This is a genomic window from Streptomyces sp. NPDC056128 (genome assembly GCF_042263835.1).
GTDB lineage: Bacteria > Actinomycetota > Actinomycetes > Streptomycetales > Streptomycetaceae > Streptomyces.
Window position 1 is genome coordinate 694,289 of the sequence record NZ_JBHJVQ010000002.1, and the last position, 16,519, is coordinate 710,807.

Annotated in this window: 15 protein-coding genes and 1 pseudogene; 5 read left to right on the top strand and 11 right to left on the bottom strand. The window is 71.4% G+C overall.

What is annotated here, in order from left to right:
* Positions 1 to 24: 24 nt before the first annotated feature.
* The 6 genes from mmsB to ACFC1X_RS07055 form a co-directional block, all read right to left on the bottom strand.
* Positions 25 to 1,269: a multiple monosaccharide ABC transporter permease gene (gene mmsB / locus ACFC1X_RS07030; protein ID WP_376349460.1), complete on the bottom strand. Its 1,245-nt coding sequence runs from the start codon at positions 1,267 to 1,269 to the stop codon at positions 25 to 27.
* Entirely contained in the window at positions 1,266 to 2,825 is a 1,560-nt protein-coding gene (gene mmsA / locus ACFC1X_RS07035; protein WP_376349462.1) for a multiple monosaccharide ABC transporter ATP-binding protein, read from the bottom strand. Before mmsA ends, mmsB begins: the two co-directional genes overlap by 4 nt.
* Before the next feature lie 32 nt (positions 2,826 to 2,857).
* Positions 2,858 to 3,967, bottom strand: coding sequence for a multiple monosaccharide ABC transporter substrate-binding protein (gene chvE, locus ACFC1X_RS07040; RefSeq protein ID WP_376349463.1), 1,110 nt, complete (start codon positions 3,965 to 3,967; stop codon positions 2,858 to 2,860).
* A gap of 98 nt (positions 3,968 to 4,065) precedes the next feature.
* A complete protein-coding gene (locus ACFC1X_RS07045) occupies positions 4,066 to 5,037 on the bottom strand; it encodes a hypothetical protein (RefSeq protein WP_376349465.1) in 972 nt (323 codons plus the stop codon).
* Positions 5,038 to 5,183: 146 nt separating this feature from the next.
* Positions 5,184 to 6,194 carry a zinc-binding dehydrogenase gene (locus ACFC1X_RS07050; RefSeq protein ID WP_376349467.1) on the bottom strand — a complete coding sequence of 337 codons (1,011 nt, stop codon included), beginning with the start codon at positions 6,192 to 6,194 and terminating at the stop codon, positions 5,184 to 5,186.
* The gene (locus ACFC1X_RS07055) at positions 6,191 to 7,357 is read right to left on the bottom strand and encodes a mandelate racemase/muconate lactonizing enzyme family protein (protein ID WP_376349468.1); all 1,167 of its coding nucleotides are present in this window, start codon (positions 7,355 to 7,357) and stop codon (positions 6,191 to 6,193) included. The genes ACFC1X_RS07050 and ACFC1X_RS07055 overlap by 4 nt, the downstream gene beginning before the upstream one ends.
* Before the next feature lie 214 nt (positions 7,358 to 7,571).
* Here ACFC1X_RS07055 and ACFC1X_RS07060 point away from each other — a divergent pair, with 214 nt between their 5' ends.
* A complete protein-coding gene (locus ACFC1X_RS07060) occupies positions 7,572 to 8,291 on the top strand; it encodes a hypothetical protein (protein WP_376349470.1) in 720 nt (239 codons plus the stop codon).
* 21 nt (positions 8,292 to 8,312) lie between these two features.
* Here ACFC1X_RS07060 and ACFC1X_RS07065 read toward each other — a convergent pair whose 3' ends face one another.
* On the bottom strand, positions 8,313 to 8,753 hold the full coding sequence (locus ACFC1X_RS07065; RefSeq protein ID WP_064731734.1) for a MarR family winged helix-turn-helix transcriptional regulator: 441 nt from the start codon (positions 8,751 to 8,753) through the stop codon (positions 8,313 to 8,315).
* Positions 8,754 to 8,851: 98 nt separating this feature from the next.
* On the opposite strand from ACFC1X_RS07065, the gene ACFC1X_RS07070 reads away from it, so the two are divergent.
* Together ACFC1X_RS07070 and ACFC1X_RS07075 are read left to right on the top strand one after the other, a co-directional pair.
* Positions 8,852 to 9,874, top strand: a complete 1,023-nt coding sequence (locus tag ACFC1X_RS07070; protein ID WP_376349472.1) for an NADP-dependent oxidoreductase — start codon at positions 8,852 to 8,854, stop codon at positions 9,872 to 9,874.
* Between the two features lie 106 nt (positions 9,875 to 9,980).
* Positions 9,981 to 10,400: an organic hydroperoxide resistance protein gene (locus tag ACFC1X_RS07075; RefSeq protein WP_122620306.1), complete on the top strand. Its 420-nt coding sequence runs from the start codon at positions 9,981 to 9,983 to the stop codon at positions 10,398 to 10,400.
* A 29-nt stretch (positions 10,401 to 10,429) separates the two neighbouring features.
* On the opposite strand, the gene ACFC1X_RS07080 is transcribed toward ACFC1X_RS07075, so the two are convergent.
* Complete coding sequence (locus ACFC1X_RS07080) at positions 10,430 to 11,578, bottom strand: serine hydrolase domain-containing protein (RefSeq protein WP_376349473.1); 1,149 nt, start codon at positions 11,576 to 11,578, stop codon at positions 10,430 to 10,432.
* A 150-nt stretch (positions 11,579 to 11,728) separates the two neighbouring features.
* Here ACFC1X_RS07080 and ACFC1X_RS07085 point away from each other — a divergent pair, with 150 nt between their 5' ends.
* Positions 11,729 to 12,553, top strand: a complete 825-nt coding sequence (locus ACFC1X_RS07085; RefSeq protein WP_376349474.1) for an EI24 domain-containing protein — start codon at positions 11,729 to 11,731, stop codon at positions 12,551 to 12,553.
* Here ACFC1X_RS07085 and ACFC1X_RS07090 read toward each other — a convergent pair.
* Positions 12,525 to 13,817 carry a pyroglutamyl peptidase gene (locus ACFC1X_RS07090; RefSeq protein ID WP_376349476.1) on the bottom strand — a complete coding sequence of 431 codons (1,293 nt, stop codon included), beginning with the start codon at positions 13,815 to 13,817 and terminating at the stop codon, positions 12,525 to 12,527. The genes ACFC1X_RS07085 and ACFC1X_RS07090 overlap by 29 nt on opposite strands.
* A 117-nt stretch (positions 13,818 to 13,934) precedes the next feature.
* Between ACFC1X_RS07090 and ACFC1X_RS07095 the strand changes: the two are divergent.
* A pseudogene (locus ACFC1X_RS07095) lies at positions 13,935 to 14,414 on the top strand (fibronectin type III-like domain-contianing protein); the annotation flags it as partial.
* Positions 14,415 to 14,504: 90 nt separating this feature from the next.
* Here ACFC1X_RS07095 and ACFC1X_RS07100 read toward each other — a convergent pair.
* Positions 14,505 to 15,485, bottom strand: a complete 981-nt coding sequence (locus tag ACFC1X_RS07100; protein ID WP_376349477.1) for an aldose epimerase family protein — start codon at positions 15,483 to 15,485, stop codon at positions 14,505 to 14,507.
* Positions 15,486 to 15,510: 25 nt separating this feature from the next.
* Positions 15,511 to 16,422: an SGNH/GDSL hydrolase family protein gene (locus tag ACFC1X_RS07105; RefSeq protein WP_376349479.1), complete on the bottom strand. Its 912-nt coding sequence runs from the start codon at positions 16,420 to 16,422 to the stop codon at positions 15,511 to 15,513.
* Positions 16,423 to 16,519: the final 97 nt, after the last annotated feature.

Below are 16,519 nucleotides of genomic sequence, written 5' to 3' on the forward strand. Positions count from 1 at the left end.
CGTACGGCCCCGATGGACCGCTTCTCAGGAACCGACCCGCCGTTTGTTCCACACGTCGAATCCGACCGCGGCCAGCAGCACCGCGCCCTTGATGACCTGCTGCCAGTCGGACCCGATGCCGACGAGGTTCATGCCGTTGTTCAGCACACCCAGGACCAGGCCGCCGATGATCGCGCCGAGCACCGTGCCCACGCCGCCGCTCATCGAGGCACCGCCGATGAACGACGCGGCGATGGCCTCCAGTTCGAAGTTGAGGCCCGCCTTGGGGGAGGCCGCGTTGAGGCGGGTGGCGAAGACCAGACCCGCCAGGGCCGCGAGCATGCCCATGTTCACGAAGACCAGGAAGGTGACCTTCTTGTCCCGCACGCCCGACAGCTTGGCCGCGGGCAGGTTGCCGCCGATGGCGTAGATGTGGCGGCCGATGATCGCGTTGCGCATGACGTATCCGAAGCCGACCAGCAGCACGCCCAGCACCAGCAGCACGATCGGCGCGCCCTTGTACGAGGCGAGCAGCAGCGTCACGACGAGGATCGCGGCGACCAGCGCCACCAGCTTCAGCGCGAACAGCTTGACGGGCGGCACCTCCAGCGCGAACTGCTGCTGCCGCTTGCGGTCCCGCATCTCCTGGAACACGACGAACGCGATCAGCGCGATACCCAGCAACAACGTGAGGTTGTGGTAGTTGGTCTCGGGGCCGACCTCCGGGAGATGGCCGGTGGAGACCTTCAGCAGGCCTTCCGGGAACGGGCCGAGCGTCTGGCCCTCGAGGAAGATCTCCGTCAGGCCGCGGAAGATCAGCATGCCGGCCAGGGTCACGATGAACGACGGTATGCCGCCGTACGCGATGAAGAACCCTTGGACGGCTCCCGCGACCGCGCCCATGGCCAGGCAGAGGATCACCGCGAGCGGCCAGGGCAGATCGTGTCTCACCATGAACACGGCGGCTATCGAGCCGATGAACGCCGTCAGCGAGCCCACCGACAGGTCGATGTGACCGGCGATGATCACCATCATCATGCCGATCGCCAGGATCAGGATGTAGCTGTTCTGCACGACCAGGTTGGACACGTTGCGCGGCAGCAGCAGGTCGCCGTCGGACCACACGGCGAACAGGGCCACGATCAGGCCGAGGGCCATCAGCATGCCGTACTGGCGCATGTTGCGCCGCATGCCGTCGAGCACCAGCCGCAACAGGCCGTCGCCGGCGGCTGACCCGCCCTTCCCGGGCGGCGCGGGGGCCGGGGTCTTGGCGGTCACGTCCGTGCTCATCGCGTTACCTCTTTGTCCGTCTTGTCCTTCGTCATCCGACGCATCAGCGCTTCCTGCGATGCCTCGGCCCGCGAGAACTCACCCGTCAGCCGCCCCGCGGCCATGGTGTAGATGCGGTCGCACATGCCGAGCAGCTCCGGCAGCTCGGAGGAGATGAAGACGACCGCCTTGCCCTGGGCGGCCAGCCGGTCGATGACCGTGTAGATCTCGTACTTGGCGCCCACGTCGATGCCGCGCGTGGGCTCGTCCAGGATCAGCACCTCGGGACCCGCGAAGATCCACTTGCTGAGGACGACCTTCTGCTGGTTGCCGCCGGACAGCTTGCCCACCGGCTCGAAGACCGTCGGCGCCTTGATGTTCATGGACTTGCGGTACTCCTCGGCGACCTGCCGCTCGCCGTGCTCGTCGACGACACCCCGCTTGGCGACCTTGCCCAGCGCGGTCAGCGAGATGTTCCGGTTGATGGTGTCGATGAGGTTGAGGCCGTAGTGCTTGCGGTCCTCGGTGACGTACGCGATGCCCTGCCGGACCGCCTCGGGGACGGTCCTGGTCCGTATCTCGGTGCCGTCCCTGAGGACGGTGCCGGCCGCGTGCCGGCCGTAGGTGCGGCCGAAGACGCTCATCGCCAGCTCGGTGCGGCCGGCGCCCATGAGCCCGGCGATGCCGACGATCTCGCCGCGCCGGACCTCGATGGAGACGTCGTCGACCACCTTGCGCTGCTGGTCGATGGGGTGGTGCACGGTCCAGTTGCGGATCTCCAGGGCGGGCGCGGCCCCCTCCTCGGGGTGGTGCGGCGTCCGGTCCGGGAAGCGGTTCTCCAGGTCGCGGCCGACCATCCCGCTGATGATCCGGTCCTCGGTCGTCCCGGCCGCCTTCACGTCGAGCGTCTCGATGGAGCGCCCGTCGCGCAGGATCGTGACCGAGTCGGCCACCCGGCGGATCTCGTTCAGCTTGTGCGAGATGATGATCGAGGTGATGCCCTGCTCCTTCAACTGAAGGATCAGTTCGAGGAGTTTGCCGCTGTCCTCGTCGTTGAGCGCCGCCGTCGGCTCGTCGAGGATGAGCAGCTTCACCTTCTTGGAGAGCGCCTTGGCGATCTCCACGAGCTGCTGCTTGCCCACGCCGATGTCCGCGACCCGGGTCTCCGGGTGCTCGTCCAGACCGACCCGGCGCAGCAGTTCGGCGGCATGCCTGAGGGTGTCGTTCCAGTTGATCAGCCCGCGCTTGGCGTGCTCGTTGCCGAGGAAGATGTTCTCCGCGATGGACAGGTACGGCACCAGCGCCAGCTCCTGGTGGATGATCACGATGCCGTGCCGTTCGCTCGCCCGGATGTCCTTGAACCGGCAGGTGTCGCCCTCGAAGAGGATGTCCCCCTCGTAACTGCCGTGCGGATGGACGCCGGAGAGCACCTTCATCAGGGTGGACTTGCCGGCGCCGTTCTCGCCGCAGATGGCGTGGACCTCGCCCTGGCGGACGGTCAGCGTGACGTCAGACAGCGCCTTGACACCGGGAAAGGTCTTGACGATCGAGCGCATTTCCAGGACGGGTCCCGCCATGGTCGTGCCTTCCAATCCTTGAGGGGGCCCGGTTACTTGAGGTCGTCCGCGCTGTAGTAGCCGCCGTCGACGAGGACCTTCTGGTAGTTGGACTTGTCCACGCTGACCGGCTGGAGCAGGTAGGCGGGCACGACCTTGGCACCGTTGTCGTACGACTTGGTGTCGTTGACCTCGGGCTTCTTGTCGTTCAGGACCGCGTCGACCATGTTCGAGGCGACCTTGGCGAGCTGGCGCAGGTCCTTGTAGACGGTCTGCGTCTGCTCACCCGCGATGATCGACTTCACCGAGGCGATCTCGGCGTCCTGGCCGGTGACGACGGGCATGGGCTTGTTGGCGGAGCCGTAGCCGTCCGACTTCAGGGCGGACAGGATGCCGATGGAGATGCCGTCGTACGGCGAGAGCACCGCGTCCACCTGGGCGCTGCGGTAGCTGGACGTCAGCAGGTCGTCCATGCGCTTCTGCGCGGTGCCGCCGTCCCAGCGCAGGGTGGTGACCTGGTTGAGGGCGGTCTGCTTGGAGCGGACGACCAGCTGGCCCTTGTCGATGTAGGGCTTCAGGACGTTCATCGCGCCCTGGAAGAAGTACTTGGTGTTGTTGTCGTCGTTGGAGCCGGCGAACAGCTCGATGTTGAAGGGGCCCTTCTCGCCCGCCTTCAGACCGAGCTTGTCGAGGATGTAGCCGCCCTGCAGCTCGCCGACCTTCTCGTTGTCGAACGAGGCGTAGTAGTCGACGTTCTCGGTGCCGAGGATCAGCCGGTCGTAGGAGATGACCGGGATGTCGGCGTCCTTCGCCTGCTGCATGACGTTGTTGAGCGACTTGTTGTCGATCGCGGCCACGATCAGCGCGTCCACGCCCTGCGTGATCATGTTCTCGATCTGCGAGACCTGCTGGTCCGGGTCGTCCTCGCCGTAGACGAGCTTGGTCTCGTAGCCCTTGCCCTTCAGTTCCTTCACGACGTTGGCGCCGTCCGCGATCCAGCGCTCGGAGGACTTGGTCGGCATCGCGATGCCGATGGTGGCGCCGTCGGCACCGCCCTTGTCCTCCTCGCTGCCACCCTCGCTGTTCTGGCCGCAGGCGGTCAGCGTCAGGGCGAGGGAGGCGGCGGAGGCTATGGCGGCGAGGGCGGCTCTGCGGTTGCGCATGGTCATCATCCTTGATGTGGGTCAGGGCTCGGTCCGAGAGCAGGTGTGTGGGATTGTGCGCGGCTGTGTCTTCTTTTGTGAAGGGAGTTTCCGGAACGTTATGACGAGATCTCGAACCGGTTGAGCGGACCGGGCAGCCGCGTGCCGGGAGGCGCCATGTCCCCGTCCGCCCCGTGCCGGGCGAGCAGATCGAGCGCGAGCCGTCCGCGCCGCACCCGCTCCTTCGCGGTGGCCAGCGTCAGTTCGCGCAGGTGGTGGCCGTACGGGTAGATCCCGGGCGCCTTGGCGAGGCCGAACTTCAGGTACAGCGGGGCGCCGCGCCGGATCAGCTCGGCGATCTCGTACATGCGCACATAGCCGCCCAGGTCGTCGGGGGCCTCGATGTACAGGTCCATGGGCGCGGCCGAAACCCGCCGTATTTCGGTCAGGTGATCCGGCGTCAGATCGCTGGGCACGTTGATGGAGTCGGCGCCGAGCCGCTCGTAGACCGCGTACGAGGCCGGGTTGACCGGTCCGACGAGTGCGGAGAGCTTGAGCGTGGTGTCGGCGGGCACGAGACCGGCCGCCCGCGCCCGGTGCAGCGTCCACAGCACGCCCTCGTCGGCGACCAGCAGGCACTTCACGCCCAGCTCCGTGGCCCGTATGGCGTCCTCGACGCAGCCGGCGACCGCGTCGTGGCCGCGTGCCCTGAGGCCCGCCCCGCCCGAGTCGGTGCGGGTGGAGCCGCCGATGTCCCAGGTGCCGCGCGGGCCGGTGAACAGGCAGAGTTCGATGTCGCGTTCGGCGGTGGCCTCGACCATCTCGGTGATCTCGGCGTCGGTCAGCATCCACACACCGCTGCCCTGGCTGATCCGGTGGATCGGCACGTCCAGCCGCGAGGACTCCTTCAGCACCACCGCCAGTGCCTCCGGCCCCTCACAGGAAGGGATCTCGGTACGCCAGCGGCCGCCGTCCGGGAAGGAGTGCGGCGAGGCGTCGGCGGGATCGGGGGCGGGCGCGGCCAGCCCGAGAGCGGTGAGCGCCGGCTCACCTGGCCTGCGTACGGAGGCCGGGGCGGAAGCGTCGGTCACAAGCTGTCCTTAGTGTTCGATATGTCGGACGAGGTTCGCGGCTCAGGGCGCGAGCGGCGCGGTCCGGTGGGTGTACGCCGGTACGGAGGCCGTCAGGTCGCCCCCGCACCGGCGTACGGCTCAGGAGCCGGGGCCAGGGGCCGGAGTCATGGACGCAGCAGCACCTTGCCGACCTTCGGATCGCCGGACCCCACCAGCTCGATGGCCTCCGGGAATCCGTCGAGCGGCAGTTCGTGCGTCACCAGCGGACGCGGATCGAGCAGGCCGGCCGCGAAGACCCGCACCGTGTGCGCCCAGGCGTCCGGCGGCGCCCCGAAGACGGTGTGCACCTCCAGCTGCCGCACCACCAGGTCGGTCGGGTCGAGACCGCCGGCGCCCGGCGCCGGGATGCCGGTCAGCACCAGCCGACCGCCCCTGCGCAGCAGCGCGGCGGCCGTGCGGGCGGCGTCCGCGGACCCGGCGGTCTCGATCACGAGGTCGAAGTCGTCCGGGAGCGGCCGGTCCCTGGTGCGGAAGTCGCTCGCGCCGAACCGCCGCGACAGCGCCTCCCGGTCCCCGCGTGTGCCGACGACCAGCAGCTCGGCCGGGGAGGCGGCGCGCAGGAACTGCACGGCGAACATGCCGAGCGTGCCGGTGCCGACGACGGCGACCCGCTCGCCGGGCCGGGCACCCGCCTTCAGCGCGGCGGCGGCGACACAGGCCGCGGGCTCCAGCAGCGCGGCGGCGGTGAGGTCGGCGTCGTCGGGCAGCACGTGCAGCAGCCGCGCGGGCAGGGTCAGCGTGGGCGCCATCGCACCCGGCCGGGTGAACCCCGTCTCCTCGTACCCCGCCGTGCACAGCGTCGTCTCGCCCGCGTGACAGCGGTCGCACACCTGGCAGTTGCGGAACCCCTCGCCCACCACCTTCCGGCCGGCCAGCGACGCGGGCACCCCGGCGCCGGTCCGCTCCACGGTCCCGGACCACTCGTGGCCGGGCGTGAGCGGGTAACGCACGTACCCCTCGGGCCGGTTGCCCTGGTACACCTCGCGGTCGCTGCCGCAGATCCCGACGGCGTGCACCCGCACCAGCGCCTCGCCGGGGCCGGGTTCGGCCGGCTCGTGCGGCACGAGCCGATGCGCCCCCGGCGCCTCGACGACGACCGCGACCGCGCCGCTCATCCCTGCGTCCCCTTGGGCTTGCGCTGCTCCCAGCCCTCGGCCCACAGGTCGAACCGGGCCTGCTGCTGCGGGAACTCGGCCGCCGCGTCGGTGTCCAGCTCGACGCCGAGGCCGGGCGCGTCGGACAGGTGGAAGCACCCGTCCTCCGGGTCCACCTGCGGGGCGCCCTTCACCACCTTCTTGATCTCCGCGTCCGCGAAGTCGTTGAAGTGCTCCAGGATCTTGAAGTTCGGCGAGGTGAACCCGACTTGGAGGGAAGCGGCGGTGAGCACGGAACCCCCCACATTGTGCGGCGCGACGAGCGTGTAGTGCGTCTCGGCGGTCGCGGCCAGCTTCCGGGTCTCCCAGATGCCGCCGAAGTGGCCGACGTCGGGCTGGATGACGTCCACCGACTGGTCCTCGAACAGCTCGCGGAACTCGATCCGGTCATGGATGCGCTCACCGGTGGCGACGGGGATGTCCACCTTCTCGGCGACCTTCCGCAGCGCCTTGAGGTTCTCCGGCGGGACCGGCTCCTCCAGCCAGGCCGGCTTGAACGGCGCGAGTTCGCGGGCGAGCCGGACGGCGGTGGAGGGCGAGAACCGGCCGTGCATCTCCAGCATCAGCTCGGCGTCGGGCCCGATGGCGTCCCGCACGGCCTCGATCAGCGACACGGCGTAGTTCGTCTGCCGCTGGTCCAGTTCGAAGTGCCCGGTGCCGAACGGGTCGATCTTCAGCGCCCGGTACCCGCGCTCCATGACCCCCTGCGCGGCCTTGTGGTACGCCTCCGGCGTCCGCTCGGTCGTGTACCACCCGTTGGCGTACGCCTTGACCTTGTCGGTGACCTTGCCGCCCAGCAGCTGCCAGACCGGGACGCCGAGGGCCTTGCCCTTGATGTCCCAGCAGGCCATCTCGACGACGGCGATGCCGGACATCACGATCTCGCCGGCGCGGCCGTAGTCGCCGTACTTCATGCGGCGCACCAGGTCCTCGACGGCGAACGGGTCGGAGCCGAGGACGTGGTTCGCCTCGGCCTCCCGCAGATAGCCGACGAGCGCGTCGGTGTGCCCCAGCATCCGGGTCTCGCCGACGCCGGTGACGCCCTCGTCGGTGTGCACCTGGACGTAGGTCAGGTTCCGCCACGGCGTCCCGACCACGTGTGTGCTGATTCCGGTGATGCGCACGGCGGCTGCCCTTCGCTCTGTTCGATATTTCGTCACTCGTTCGAAATGCTGGCGTGACAGTAAGGACGGGGTGGTCGGAGTGTCAATGGGTCGCACACATAACGGTTTCGGCGATTTCGAGGGTGCGGGCGGACCGGCCCGGGACGCTTTCCCACACAACCTTCACAGCCGCCTCTAGGAACACGGCCGCCCCGGAACTTAACCTTCCCGCGTCATGGACTACTGCCACCCGTGCCGACGGCACCTCAACGGCGCCCTCGCCTGCCCCGGGTGCGGTACGCCCTTCGAACAACTCGGTTCCGCCGAGCCGCCCCTGACGGCGACTGGGGCGGTCACCCCGCCCCGGCCCGCCGAGGACACGGACGCGGCCAACACGGTCCCGGACGAGACCCCGGACGACGCCCCGTCCGGCGCCCGCTCCAGCCGCCGCGACCGCAAGGCCGCCGCGCACCGCCGGCGCCGCCGCCGGACCCTGTTCGTCACCGCGGGCTTCGTCCTGGCGGCCGGCGGACTGAGCCTCGCCGAACTCGGCACGGACGCCCCGCACTCACCACCTCGCCCTGCCGCCGCCGGCGGCGAGACGGCGGACGGCGAGGCGACGAAGGAGGTGGGGGAGGGCTCGGCACTCCCGGCCGACGCGACCTCGGACCGGAGCACCGCCTCGGACGCCCCGTCCCTCGACGCCTCCACCTCGGCATCGTCGTCCCCGTCGAAGTCCCCCGACGCGGACGCCTCCGACACACCCCCGGAGTCCGACACCCCCGCCGCGTCCCGCCCCCCGGCCCAGGCCGACACCCCGACCCGCGCCCCGGACCCCGCCCCGTCGTCCCCCCGGTCCGACGACCCACCCCCGACCACCACCCCCACACAGCCGGACGAGCCGACCCCGACACCGACGGAGACGTGCGACCGCTTTCTGTGGTGGTGCACCTGACGCGCTGACCGCGGCGCCGGTTCAGTCCTGGAGCATTCTCCGCAACGCGTCCCGCAGCGCCACCCGCTCCCCCTCCGACAACCCCGCCAGCGGCTCCCGGGCGAACCGCAGGGAATCCCGCAGCCCCCGTGCCACCCGTCGGCCCTCCTCCGTCGCGGCCGCGACCTTCACGCGCCGGTCGGCCGGGTCGGGCCGTCGCTCGACGAGCCCCCGGGCCTCCAGCCGGTCCACGATGCCGGTGACGTTCGACGGCTCGCACTTCAGTTTCTGCGCCAGTTTCCGCATCGGCAGCGGCTCCAGTGACAGCAGGCTGAGCAGCTTGGCCTGCGCCCCGGTCAGCGCGCGCTCGGCGGCCGCCTCCTCGTAGTCGGCGTGGAAGCGGGCCACGACCTCTCCGATCAGCTCGACGACTTCGAGGGTGAGTGCGTCGGGTCGGCGCGTGGTGTCGCGTGGTGTGGCCATGCGATCCAGGGTACCCATTTGTTTGACAAGGTGAAATGTTCAGCCGCATGGTTGTTTCAGAACCTGAAGCATTTCGCCCAACGACGAAAGGCGCCCCCATGACCGACTCCCCCTCCCTCCCCGCCGTCAACCGCGAATGGCACCTGGTCACCCGCCCGGTCGGCTGGCCCAAGCCGGAGGACTTCGCCCTGGTCGAGACCGAGGTCCCCACCCCGGGCGAGGGCCAGGTCCTGGTGCGCAACCTGTACGTCTCCGTCGACCCCTACATGCGCGGCCGCATGAGCGCCGCCAAGTCCTACGCCGAGCCCTACGAGCTGGGCAAGGCCATGCAGGGCGGCGCGGTCGGCGAGGTCGTCGCCTCCAACGCCGAGGGCTTCGCCGTCGGCGACCACGTCCTGCACTTCCTCGGCTGGCGCGAGTACGCCGCGGTGAACGCGAAGAGCGCCGTCAAGGTCGACCCGGACGCCGCGCCGCTGTCGACGTACCTCGGCGTGCTCGGCATGACCGGCCTCACCGCGTACGCCGGCCTGCTGCGCACCGCCGCCTTCAAGGAGGGCGACACGGTCTTCGTCTCCGGCGCGGCCGGTGCCGTCGGCAGCCAGGTGGGGCAGCTCGCGAAGCTCAAGGGCGCCGCCCGGGTCATCGGCTCGGCCGGCTCGGACGAGAAGGTCCGGCTGCTCGTCGACGAGTACGGCTTCGACGCGGCGTTCAACTACAAGGACGCCCCGGTGAGCGAGCAGCTGCGCGCCGCCGCCCCGGACGGCATCGACGTCTACTTCGACAACGTGGGCGGCGACCACCTGGAGGCGGCCATCGGCTCCCTCAACCTGAACGGCCGCATCGCCATCTGCGGCGCGATCTCCGTCTACAACAACACCGAGCCCGCCCCCGGCCCGAAGAACCTCGCCCGCCTGATCCAGACCCGCGGCCGCATCGAGGGCTTCCTGGTCGGCGACCACTACGACCTCCAGCCGAAGTTCGTCGAGGAGGTCGGCCCCTGGGTCGCCTCCGGCGCCCTGAAGTACCGCGAGACGGTCGTCGAGGGCATCGGGAACAACCTGGAGGCGTTCCTCGGCGTCCTGCGCGGCGACAACACCGGGAAGATGATCGTCAAGCTGTGACCTTTACTGAGTGACTTCACTGCACTTCCGGCATGCGGTAGCGTCATTCCGAAATCCGTCGTGGTCGTGGGCGCGAGTCACGGCGGACCGAGGAGGAAGACACCGCATGCCCATCCAGCAGTCCGAGGTCCTCTACACCGCCGTCGCCACCGCCGAGAACGGTCGCGACGGACGGGTGGCCACCGATGACGGCAAGCTCGACCTGGTCGTGAACCCGCCCAAGGAGATGGGCGGCAACGGCGCCGGCACCAACCCCGAGCAGCTGTTCGCCGCCGGGTACAGCGCCTGCTTCCAGGGCGCGCTCGGCGTCGTCGCCCGCCAGGAGGGCGCCGACATCTCCGGTTCGACCGTCACCGCCAAGGTCGGCATCGGCAAGAACGACGACGGGTTCGGCATCATCGTCGAGATCTCCGCCGAGATCCCGGCGGTGGACGCCGCCACCGCGCGGTCCCTGGTGGAGAAGGCCCACCAGGTGTGCCCCTACTCGAAGGCGACCCGCGGCAACATCACCGTGACGCTCGTCTGACCGGGGGCGACGCCCGCACGCGGCGGCGCTCAGCAGGCCGACGCCGCCGCGTGCACCGCCGCCACCAGCCGCTGGTTCTCCGGGGCCGCCCCGCCCGGACAGGCGGAACGGCGCCGGGTGTACCCGTAGGCCAGACCGCCCGACGGGTCCGCGAAGCCCTGGCTGCCGCCCGCACCGCCGTGCCCGATCGTCCCGGCGCCCAGGAACGGGTGCCAGAGGTCCGCCGTCGCCTCGAAGCCGATGCCGTACGACCCGTGCGTCCGGGTCACCAGGTCGTAGCCCACCGAGTGGAACTGGCCGAACTCCGCCAGCGTGTCCGGCTTCAGCAGCGGCGCCCTGCCCTCCACCTCACCGATCGCCGCCGCGTACAGCCCCGCGAGACCGCGCGCCGAGGCCACCCCGCCCACGGACGCGGGGCCCCCGGCACGGACCGCCGGCTCGTTGGGCAGGGTCTCCAGACAGGTGCGGTGCGCCGCGTTCCGGTTGAACGCGATCGCCGCGATGGAACGCGGACCGTCCGGGCACGCGGCCTCGGCCCGCTGCACCGGCGTGAGGACCATCGGCCGCGCGGCGCGGAAGCGGTGGTCGAGCCCGGCCGGCAGACCCAGGTGGAAGTCCAGGTGGTGCGGGGCGCGGACCCGGTCCTCGTAGACCTCCTGGAGCGTGTGGCCCGTGGCCCGGCGCACCACCTCGCCCGCGAGGGCCCCGAGCACCAGCGCGTGGGATCCGAAGGCCGTGCCGGGCCGCCAGTACGGACGCTGGTCCGCGAGGCGTTCCGCGATCACCCGGTCGTCCGCCAGCTCGGCGGTGCTGAACCCGGTGTCCGTACCGATCACCCCGGCGCGGTGCGCCAGCAGGTCCCGCAGGGTCAGCGCGCCCTTGCCCTCGGCCGCGAACTCCGGCCAGTAGTAGGTCACCCTGCGGTCCAGCTCCAGCGTGCCCTCCTGGACCAGCAGCGCGGCCACCAGGTGCGCGGCGCCCAGGGTGGCCGTGTGCACCCCGTACAGCGAATTCGCCCCCGCGCCGTCGCCGGTCCACAGGTCGACGACCCGGCGCCCGTGCACGTACACGCACAACTGGCCCTCGTGGTCCGCCGGTTCCCCGGTCACGACGGCCGTGAACTCCTCACGCACCCGTTCGAAGCCGTCGGCGACGGTGCCGTGGACCTCCTGCGTCATCCGCTTCTCCTCACCCACTCGCCGGGCCCGCCCGCGGCCCGCCACCGGTCGGTACGTCCACCGGACTTCCACCGATCGGTACGGCGGGACTAGCGGGTTCGACTCAATCGGGGCGCGGCGGTGGCGGCGCGGACCGGTAGAGTTCCGCCCATGCGCGATCTTGGGGCGGGATTCGGCCATCTCCTGAAGGGCCAGCGCTGGGTGGCCCGGCACGGCAAGAGCTACGGCTTCGGGCTCGTCCCGGGCCTGATCACCCTGGTGCTGTACGCGGCCGCGCTGGTCGCGCTCGCGATGTGGGGCACGGACTTCGTCGCCTGGACGACCCCCTTCGCCGACGACTGGTCGAGCCCCTGGCTCGGGCTCTTCCGCGGCTTCCTGACCGTCGTCCTGTTCGCCCTCGCCCTGCTGCTGGCCGTCCTCACCTTCACCGCGGTCACCCTGCTGATCGGCCAGCCCTTCTACGAGGCCCTGTCCGAGCGCGTCGACCGCGACGTCTCCCCGGACGGCACCGCCCCCGAGTCCAACCTGCCGCTCTGGCGCGAGGTGTGGCTCTCCGGCCGCGACAGCCTGCGGATCCTCGTCCGCGCCGCCCTGTGGGGCGTGCTGCTCTTCGCCCTCGGCTTCATCCCGTTCGTCGGGCAGACGGTGGTCCCGGTGATCGGCCTCTTCGTGACCGGCTTCTTCCTCACCGAGGAGCTGACCTCCGTCGCCCTGCAGCGCCGCGGGGTCGAGCTGCGCCGGCGCCTCGCCCTGCTGCGCTCGCGCAAGAGGCTGGTCTGGGGCTTCGGCACCCCGCTGGCGGTGTCCTTCCTGGTGCCCTTCGTCGCCGTGTTCCTGATGCCGGGCGCGGTCGCCGGAGCGACGCTCCTCGCCCGCGAACTGCTGGGCGAGGAGACCCGCGACGGCCGCGACGACCGCTCCGGCGGCGGCCCGGCCGACCCGGCGGTCAGCCCCGGTCCGGCTCCGGCGCACTGACCGCCACGGCCACGATCGCCCGTACCTGCGCCACGATGTCCAGCCGGTTCCGGACGAACTCGGGGTCGGTGACCGTGCCCGTCGCCGGGTCGGTGTTCTGGGCCCCGAACTGGAGCACCGGCGTGTGGACGTGCCCGCCCGGCAACGTGCCGTGCAGCCCGAGCCGGTCACGCAGCAGCGTCGCCCGGTAGGCGATCTCGTTGGACAGGTAGTTCCCGCCGCCGCCCTCCCGGGCCGTCGAACCGGGCGTGGGCCCGTCCGGCCGTACGACCGCCTGGGTGGAGCCCGCCGGGATCTCGGTCACGCTCGTGTTGTCGTACACCGGGAAGCGGCCGGTCTCCGCCGCCGCGATCGCCGCGTACGGCAGCGTGGTCGTCGTCCACTGCGGCTGCGAGGCCGGGTCGGCGACGGGCACCGTCTCCGTACGGGACACGTTCTCGTTGTCGGGGAAGCCGCCCCGCCAGGCCCCGTTGGTCCGCTCCACGTCGAACTTCCCGACCCGGCCCTGGCTCACCGTGGTGAACAGGTCCGCCCTCGGCAGATACGGCCGCAGCGCCCGTTCCACGGTCCCCTCCGCGAAGTCCCGCCAGCGCACCGGGAACACGGCCGTCTCCACCCGCGCGGGCCCGTCCGGGGTGTCGATCACCGCGCCGTCCAGGGCGAGCGCGGCGGCGCCGGACGGGTTGGAGATGCGGATGTCGCGGTCCAAGGTGAAGGGGTCGAAGCCGGTGAGCAGGACGCGCTTCACGCCCTTTCCCCGGTCGCCGTCGTGCCGCTGCGGCAGGCGGATGTCGGACTGCCCGCGCGAGGTGCGCTCCAACACGTCGAGGAGCGCGTCTCGTTGCCTTTCACCGAGCCCGAACCGGGGCTCCCAGGTGCGCAGTTCCCGTGTCATCGAGAGCCGCGCCCAGTACAGCGGCCGGTCGTCGTCCCGGCTGATGGCCCCGTGCGCCGGCCCGCGCCCCCGCGCCCGGTCCACGGCCCGCCGCCACAGCGCGGAGCCCTCCCGCTCGACCAGGCGCCGGGCCTCGCGATAGGAGTCCGCCCGCCCGAGCCCGCGCGCGAACGCCGGTGCCACGGCGGCGAACCCGGAGCCGCGCAGGATCTCCCGGGGCACGTCCCCGTCGAGCCGCCGCTCCTCGACCGTGGGAGCGGGGGCGGTGGCCGTGGCCCCCGGAGGAGCCGCCGTGGCCGTCCCCGGGGCCGCGAGCCCCGCCACCAGGGCCAGTCCGAGTACGCCGATCCGAACACGTAGGGGAGTCAAGGGAGTCCAGGTCCTTCCGTCGCCGTGGGGTGCGCTGCGGACGGCCGAAGTATCGCGTGACGGGAGGGACGAGCGCTACGGCCTGTCGGCACCCGGTCCCGGTTCGAACGCGGGCCCTGGGGCGACCTCGCCGACGCCCCGGTCACCCGGGTCACCCCGGCCGACGGCGAACTCCCTTACGAGGAGGACCTGTTCATCGGCTACCGCGCCTGGGACCGGGCCGGCCGCACCCCGGCGTACCCCTTCGGCCACGGCCTCGGCTACACCGACTGGACCTACGAGTCGGCCCACGTCGACGGCGCCACCGTCACGGTCCGCCTGCGCAACACCGGCGACCGCCCCGGCCGCGAGGTCGTCCAGATCTATCTCGCCCCCGTCGAACCCGACCCCACCCGCCCCGCCCGCCGCCTCGCCGGATTCGCCGGGGCCGAGGCCGGGCCCGGCGAGCGGGTCGAGGTCACCGTCGAGCTGCCGCGCCGCGCCTTCGAGGTCTGGGACGAGGCGACCGGCTCGTGGGCGTTTGTGAAGGGTTCGTACGAACTCGCGATCGGACGCTCGATCGCCGACCACCGGATCACATCGGCGATTACCGTCTGAACCGGGACGCCCGCGAGGGCCTTCCCCCGCGAACAGCCCCGGCCCGGGACCTGACGGCCGGGCCGGGGCTCGGCGGACCCACTCGGTCCGCTACCGCGCCGAGAACCCGTACACCGTCCGCGAGCGGAACACCTCGCCCGGCCGCAGCGCCGTGCCCGGGAAGTCCGGCCGGTTCGGGGAGTCCGGGAAGTGCTGCGTCTCCAGCGCGATGCCGTCACCGGGCGCGTGCGGCTCGCCCAGCTGGTCGGCGGTGTACACCTGGAGGCCCGGCTCGGTCGTCGCCACCGTCAGCACCCGCCCCGACGCCGGGTCGTACAGCTCCGCGACCTCCTCGGCGGTCTCCGTCACACCCTTGTCCAGGCAGAAGTTGTGGTCGTAACCCGAACCGACCTTGCGCGCCCGCCGGAAGTCGAACCGCGTGCCCGTCACGTCCGCCGGTTCGCCCACCGGGATCAGCCCCGCGTCGACCGGCGTCATCCGGGAGGCCGCCAGCCGCAGCTCGTGGCCACCCGCGTGCCCGGAGCCGCCCAGGTTGAAGTAGCTGTGGTTGGTCGGGTTCAGCACGGTCGGCGCGTCGGTGACCGCCTCGTAGTCGATCCGCAGCGCCCCCGGCTCCTCCAGCGTGTACGTCACCGAGATCGCCACCCGGCCCGGGTAGCCCTCCTCGCCGTCCGGGCTGACCAGGCTCAGCCGGATGCCGTGCCCGTCGTCCCCGACCGGCTCCACGTCCCACACCCGCTTGTCGAAGCCCCGCTCACCGCCGTGCAGCGAGTTCGGCCCGTTGTTCCGCGCCAGCGTGTACGTCCGCCCGTCCAGCGGGAAACGGCCGCCCGCGATCCGGTTGGCGTACCGCCCGACGAGCGCGCCGAAGTACGGCTCCGGATGCCGTACATAGCCGTCCAGGTCCGCGAACCCCAGCACCACGCCCGCGGTGTTCCCGTCCCGGTCCGGGACCTCCGCCGACTGGATGATCCCGCCGTACGACAGGACCCGAACCCGTACGCCGGCCCGCTCCAGGGTCCAGCGGTGTACCGGCGTGCCGTCGGAAAGTGTGCCGAAGAGTTCGTTCATGTGCGAACTCTAGGACACGCCCAGGTCAGGGCCGCTCGGCGGTGACCGCCCGGTACGCGATCTCGGCCAGCCTGGCCTGGCCGTCCACGCTGGGGTGGAACCAGTCCCAGTGGCTCAGCTGGTCCGTGCCGAAGCGGTACGCGTGCACCGCGCCGTCGTCGGTGCGGCAGCGCCGGTCCTTCGCGCAGACCTCCCGCAGCACCTCGTTGTAGTCCGTCACCCGGTCCCGCACGGTGTTCCGCCGCAGGGTCGCCGCCGAGTCCAGGGAGTCCGCGTCGCCCAGCATCGACGGGCAGAGGCCCAGCTTCCACACCTGCTTGCCCAGCGCGTTGGTGCGCCCCTGGGACCACAGCCGCTTCAGGTCCGGGATGCTCGCCACGTACACCTGCGCCTTGGGCAGTTCGCGGCGCAGGGTGCTCATGGCCTTCTCGAACTGGGCCCGGAAGTCGGCCACCGGGGTCATCGCCGAGGTCGTCGCCCGGCAGGCGTCGTTGGCCCCCATCATCACCGCGACCAGCTCGGGCTTCCGCGCCGCCGCCCGGGTCACCTGCCCGGCCAGGTCGGCCATCCGGGACCCGGTGACCGCGTAGTTCCAGCTCCGCTCGGCCGCCTCCGTCTTCCCCAGCAGCCGTACGGCGAGACTGTCGACCTCGGCGCTGCCGCCGGTCGCCCAGGACACGTCGGGGCAGTCCGACAGCACCGAGCAGGCGTCGAAGCCGCGGGTGATGGAGTCGCCCACGGCGGCGACCGAGTCCGGGCCGCGGTCCCAGGCCGGGGCGGGCTTCGGACGCTTCGACGCGCTGCCGGACGGGGCGGGGGAGTCACCGCCCACGGCGTCGCAGCCCGCCACGCCCAGCACGGCGGCGGTCAGGACGGCGAGCGCGCCACGCGCCCGGCGCCGTACACGGCGCGTCTCCCGGTCCTTCCCCTGGCCCATACACGTCCCACCCCTCGCCTCGTGCCTCCAGTGTCCTCAACCCATGACACCGCGCGAGGGTTCCCGAGGGCGGCGATGCGACGGCTCACACCCGTAC